The organism is Kitasatospora sp. NPDC059577 (genome assembly GCF_042735475.1).
Lineage (GTDB): Bacteria > Actinomycetota > Actinomycetes > Streptomycetales > Streptomycetaceae > Kitasatospora.
The window spans coordinates 1-6,389 of the sequence record NZ_JBHWBZ010000116.1 but is presented as its reverse complement, the minus strand read 5'-3'; the positions used below and the strand labels follow the sequence as shown (position 1 = coordinate 6,389).

Sequence of the window (6,389 nt, the reverse complement as noted above, 5' to 3'; positions counted from 1 at the left end):
GTGTCGGCGGCCCAGGTGAGGAGTTTGGTGATGTTGCGGTGGGTGATCACCACGCCCTTGGGGCGGCCGGTGGAGCCCGAGGTGTAGATCACGTAGGCCGGGTGCGAGGGCAGGGCGGTGGTGGCCGGGTTGGTGAGCGGGCGGGTGGAGACGTCGGCCCGGTCGAGCAGGATGGTGCGGATCCCGGTGTCGAGGCCCGTGGTGGTGCTGGTGGTGAGGAGGAGGGTGGGGCGGGCGTCGTCGAGCATGTGGGTGACGCGGTCGGTGGGGTAGTCGGGGTCGATGGGCAGGTAGGCGCCGCCGGCTTTGAGGACGGCCAGGAGGGCGGTCATCAGGTGGGTGGTGCGTTCCATGCGGATTGCGACGAGTGACTCGGGGCGGACGCCGTGCTCGGTGAGCAGGTGGGCGAGCTGGTTGGCGCGTTCGTTCAGTTCGCGGTAGGTGAGGTGCCGGTTGCCGTGGATGACGGCGATGGCGTCGGGGGTGCGGGCGGCCTGGGCTTCGAAGAGGGCGGGCAGGACGGTCTCGGTGGGCACGTGGTGGTTGGCGCCGGACCAGTCGTGGAGCAGTCGGTGGCGTTCGCGGTCGGAGAGGATGTCGACGGTGCTGATGTGCCGGGACGGGTCGGTGGCGACGGCGGTGAGGACGCGCAGCCAGCGCTCGCCGAGCACGCGCACCGACGCGGCGTCGAACAGGTCCACCGCGTACGTGACCCGGACCGAGAGGCCGTCCGGAGTGCCGGACGTGCTCGCGGCTTCGCTGACACTCAGCTCCAGGTCGAACTTCGCGACCGGGGCCGCGCCGGGCTCGGGTGCCACCGTCAGGCCCGGGAGTTCGAGCGTGGCCCGCTCGTTGTTCTGCAGGCTGAGCATGACCTGGAAGAGCGGGTGGCGGGCCATCGAGCGGGTGGGGGCCAGTTCCTCGACCAGGCGCTCGAAGGGCACGTCCTGGTGGGCGAGGGCACCGAGAGCCGTTTCGCGGACCCGGCCCAGCAGGTCGGCGAAGGTCGGGTCGCCGCTCAGGTCGGTCCGGACGACCAGGGTGTTGACGAAGAAGCCGACCAACTCGTCCAGGGCTTCATCGGTACGGCCGGCGACCGGGGTGCCGACCGGGACGTCCTCGCCGGCGCCGAGCCGGGACAGCAGCACGCCCAGCGCCGCCTGCAGCACCATGAACATCGTGGCGCCCTGCTCGCGGGCCAGGTCGGCCAGTCGGGCGTGCAGGTCGGCCGGGACGGCGAGATCGACCGAGCCGCCGCGGTGGGAGGCGACGGCCGGCCGCGACCGGTCGAAGGGGAGCGCCAGCTCCTCCGGCGAGCCCGCCAACTCCTCGCGCCAGTACTTCAGTTGCTGCTCCAGCAGTTCGCTCTGCGACCCCTCGCCGCCGAGCAGTCCGCACTGCCAGAGCGTGTAGTCCGCGTACTGCACCGGCAGCGGCGCCCACCCGGGCGCACCGCCGGCCACCCGCGCCGCGTACGCGGCCGACAGGTCGCGCCCCAGCGGAGCCATCGACCAGCCGTCACCGGCGATGTGATGGACCGTCACCACCAGGACGTGCTCCTGCGGTGCCAGCACGAACAGCGAAGCCCGGACCGGGACCTCCGCCGAGAGGTCGAAGGCGTGCCCGGCCGCCCGGGCGACGGCCTCGGCCAGCTCGGCCTCGGTGGTGTCGGTCACGGTCAGGCCGAAGCCGAGCCGGTCGAGGGCGGCGCGGTCGACGGGGAGCACCTGCTGGTGCGCTCCGGTGCCGTGGGCGGGGAAGACCGTCCGCAGCACCTCGTGGCGGCCGATCAGGTCGAACAGGGCGGCGTCGAGGGCGACGCGGTCGAGGTCGCCGGTCAGCCGGAGCGCCACCGGGATGTTGTAGGTGGCGCTCGGCCCCTCCAGCTGGGAGAGGAACCAGAGCCGCTGCTGGGCGAAGGACAGCGGCACCCGCCCGGGTCGCTGCCCGGCGGCCACCACCGGCGGCCGGACCAGCGCGCCCGGGTCCAGGTGACGCGCCAGGGCGGCGGGGGTCGGCGCCTCGAACAAGGTGCGCAACGACAGCTCGATGCCCAGGACGGAGCGGATCCGGCTGATCAGCCGCACCGCCAGCAGGGAGTGCCCGCCGCTCACGAAGAAGTCGTCCTCCGGGCCGACCGCCGGGACCCCGAGCACCTCGGAGAACACGCCGCAGAGCAGTTCCTCCTGCTCCGTGCGCGCGGCGCGGCCCGCTGACGCCACCCCGTAGTCGGGGACCGGCAGAGCACGGCGGTCGAGCTTCCCGTTGGAGGTCAGCGGCAGGGCGTCCAGGGCCACGACGGCCGACGGCACCATGTAGTCGGGCAGACGCGCGCCGACCGTCGTGCGGACCAGCGCGGGCAGCCCGGCACCGCCGGTGCCGGGGGCGGGGACGACGTAGGCGACGAGGCGCTTGTCGCCGGGCACGTCCTCGCGGGCGACGACCACGGCCCGTGCCAGTCCCGGGCAGTCGGCGACGGCGGCCTCGACCTCGCCGAGTTCGATGCGGAAGCCGCGGATCTTCACCTGCTCGTCGGCGCGGCCCAGGAACTGCAGGTCCCCGTCGGCGGTCCAGCGGACGACGTCGCCGGTGCGGTACATGCGGCGGCCGGGTTCGCCGTACGGGCAGGCGACGAAACGCTCCGCGGTCAGGCCGTGGCGGCCCAGGTAGCCGCGAGCCAACTGGGCCCCCGCGATGTACAGTTCACCGACGACGCCGGACGGCACCGGGCGCAGGGTGTCGTCCAGGACGTACGCCCGGGTGTTCCACATCGGTCGGCCCATCGGCACCACGGCGGCGTCGCCGACCGCTCGCGGGTCCACCGGGAAGTCGGTGCAGCCCACGGTCGCCTCGGTCGGCCCGTAGTGGTTGACGATCGCCACCCCGGGATGGCGCGCGGACCAGGCGCGGATCGCCTCGGCGCGCACCGCCTCGCCGCCCACCATCAGCTGCCCGGTCGGGGCGCACTCCTCGGGCAGCGCGTCCATGAAGGCCAGGTGGCTCGGGGTGCCCTTGAGGAAGGTCAGTCGCTCGCCGGCCAGCAGGGCCGGCAGCCGCTCGTCCAGGGCGGCGACCACGACGCGGCCGCCGCAGGTCAGCGCGCCGTAGAGGCCCGTGACGCCCGCGTCGAAGGAGATGGAGGCGTGCAGCAGGGTGCTGCCGCTGAGCGTCGGGTAGGCCCGGTGGCAGCGGACCACGTAGTTCACCAGCGCCCGGTGCTCGATCAGCACGCCCTTGGGGCGCCCGGTGGAGCCGGAGGTGTAGATGACGTACGCCGGGTGTGCGGGCAGCAGCTCGGGGCACGGCAGGGCGGAGCCGTCGTACGCGTCCAGGTCGGTCTCGTCCAGCAGGATCCGCGGCAGCGGACCCCGGTCACCGGCGGAACCGGGCAGGCCGGCGGCGAGGTCTCCCGTGGTCACCACGGCGACCGGTCCGGCGTCGTCGAGCATGTAGGCGATCCGGTCGGCCGGGTACTCCGGGTCGACGGGCACGTAGGCGGCACCGGACTTCAGCACCGCGAGCAGCGCGACCACCAGGTCGGCCGAGCGCCCGAGACAGACCGCGACCAGCGACTCCGGGCCGACGCCGCGCTCCCGCAGCAGCCGGGCCAGGCGGTTGGCCCGGGCGTCCAGCTCCGCATAGGTGAGCCGCTGACCCTCGGCGACCACCGCCACCGCATCGGGGGTGCGGGCGACCTGGGCGGCGAACAGCGCGGGCAGGTGGGTCGGCGCCACCTCGACGGCGGTGTCGTTCCACTGCTCCAGGATCCGGACCCGCTCGGCGTCGTCGAGCACCCGCACCGCGCTGACCCGCGTCGCCGGCTCCTCGGCGAGCGCCGTCAGCACCCGCACCAGGCGCCGGGTGACCGCTTCGACGGTCGACCGGTCGAAGAGGTCTGCGGCGTACGTGGCCCGCACCGACAGCCCGGCCGGGCCGCCCGCCGGGTCGAGGTCCTCGCCGACCTCGAAGGAGAGGTCGAAGCGGGCCGAGGCCGACTGCGCGGCCATCGGACGCACGGTGACGCCGGGCAGGTCGAGGACCGCCTGTGCGTTGTTCTGCAGGCTGAGCATGACCTGGAAGAGCGGGTGGCGGGCCAGTGAACGCACGGGCGCCAGGTCCTCGACCAGGCGCTCGAAGGGCACGTCCTGGTGCTCGAAGGCGCTCAGTCCGGTCTCGCGGACCCGGTCGAGCACCTCGGCGAGCGAAGGGTCGCCGGTCAGGTCGGTGCGCATCACCAGGGTGTTGACGAAGAAGCCGACCAGGTCGTTCAGGTCCTCGTCGGTGCGGCCCGCGATCGGCGTGCCGATCGGGATGTCCGGTCCGCCGCCGAGCCGGGAGAGCAGGACGGCGAGCGCCGTCTGCAGCACCATGTACATCGTCACCTGCCGCTGCTTCGCCAACTCGGCCAGCTTGCGGTGCAGTTCGGCCGGCACCAGCAGCTCCACCGCCTCGCCCCGGTTGGACGCGGTGGCCGGGCGCGGCCGGTCGTACGGCAGCGCCAACTCCTCCGGGACACCGGACAACGCCGCGCGCCAGTAGTCGAGTTGCTCGGTCAGCAGGCTCTCCGGGTCCTGGTCGTCGCCGAGCAGCTCGCGCTGCCAGAAGGTGTAGTCGGCGTACTGGACCGGCAGCGGCTCCCAGTCGGGCGCCCGGTCGGCCAGCCGCGCCGTGTACGCGGTGGCGATGTCGCGGGCCAGCGGTTCGAGGGACCAGCCGTCGCCAGCGATGTGGTGGACCACCACCGCCAGCACGTGCTCCTCCGGGGCGACCGCGAACAGGGTCGCCCGGATCGGGATCTCCTCGTGCAGGTCGAACGGGTGGCCCAGCACCCGGGCCACCTTGCCGGCCAGCTCCGCCTCCGAGGCGGCCTCGGCCGTCGCCAACGCGAAGCCGGCCCGCTCGACCGGCAGCACCCGCTGGCGCGGCTCGCCGTCCACGGCCGGGAAGACGGTGCGCAACACCTCGTGCCGGTCGACCACATCGCGCAGCGCGGCCTCCAGCGCCGCCGGGGACAGTGCCCCGGTCAACCGGAGCACCACCGGGATGTTGTACGTCGCGCTCGGGCCGGTCAACTCGCCCATGAACCAAAGGCGGCGCTGCGCGTACGACAACGGAATCATCTGGAGTCCCCTAGCTGTGAGACGGGCCGACCGCGGGGGCCGGGTCGTGCGATGGATCAGGTCTGGTGTGGTGCTGTGCGGCCTTGCGGCTTCGCGGTCGTGCCGTGGTGCTGCTGTGCGGGTGCGGGTGCGGGTACGGGTGCGGGTGCGGGTCGACGGCGGTCGGCCGGGGTGGGCCGGGTGAGCCGTCCGTTCGGGACGGATCACCCGGCCGCAGGCCCGCGCGTCAGTCGGCCTCCGTCGGTCGCTTCACCGACCGCAGGCTCGGCCGGGCCCGCTTGGCGGGCTTCAGCCGTTCGGCGAGGGCGGCGGGGGTGGGGGCTTCGAAGAGGGTGCGGAGCGGGAGTTCGGTGCCGAGGGCGGTGCGGATGCGGCTGGCGAGGCGGGTGGCGAGGAGGGAGTGTCCGCCGAGGCCGAAGAAGCTGTCGTCGGGGCCGACGGTGTCGAGGCCCAGGACCTCGGCGAAGGCGGCGCAGATCGTCGCCTCGCGCTCGTTGGCCGGCTCGCGGGTGACAGCGGACCTGCGGGCCTGGTCGGGGGCGGGCAGGGCGCGGCGGTCCAACTTGCCGTTGACGGTGAGCGGGAACGCGTCGAGGGTGAGGACGGCTGCCGGAACCATGTGGTCGGGGAGCTTTCCGCGTAGGAACTCTCGTACCGAGGAGCCGAGTTCGGCGGTGCTGTGGGTGGGGGTGGGGATGGCGTAGGCGATGAGGCGTTGGTCGCCGGGGGTGTCTTCGCGGAGGAGGACGGTGGCTTGGGTGATGTGGGGGTGGGTGGTGAGTGTTGTTTCGATGTCGCCGAGTTCGATGCGGAAGCCGCGGAGTTTGATTTGTTCGTCGGCGCGGCCGACGAATTGGAGTTCGCCGGTGGTGGTCCAGCGGGCGATGTCGCCGGTGCGGTACATGCGGCGGCCGGGTTCGCCGTAGGGGCAGGCGGTGAAGCGTTCGGCGGTGAGGGCGGGGCGGTTGAGGTAGCCGCGGGCGAGTTGGTGGCCGGCGATGTGGAGGTCGCCGGGGGTGCCGGGTGGGACGGGTTGGAGGGTGTGGTCGAGGACGTAGAGGTCGAGGCCGGGGATGGCGTGGCCGATGGTGGTGTTCGTGTCGGTGGTGGTGGTGTTCGTGTCGGTGGGTGTGTGGTTGAGGGTTTTGTGGGTGACGTGGACGGTGGTTTCGGTGATGCCGTACATGTTGACGAGTTGGGGGGTGTGGGGGTGGCGGGTGTGCCAGGTGGTGAGTTTGGTGGTGTCGAGGGCTTCGCCGCCGAAGATGA

At 73.0% G+C, this 6,389-nt stretch carries 1 protein-coding gene and 1 pseudogene; both read right to left on the bottom strand.

Annotated features, from left to right (window positions below; all coding sequences use genetic code 11):
- On the bottom strand, positions 1–3,668 hold a 3,668-nt coding region (locus ACFV0O_RS40920; RefSeq protein ID WP_380349989.1), incomplete at its 3' end, for an amino acid adenylation domain-containing protein.
- Positions 3,669–3,824: 156 nt separating this feature from the next.
- A pseudogene (locus ACFV0O_RS40915) lies at positions 3,825–6,389 on the bottom strand (condensation domain-containing protein); the annotation flags it as partial.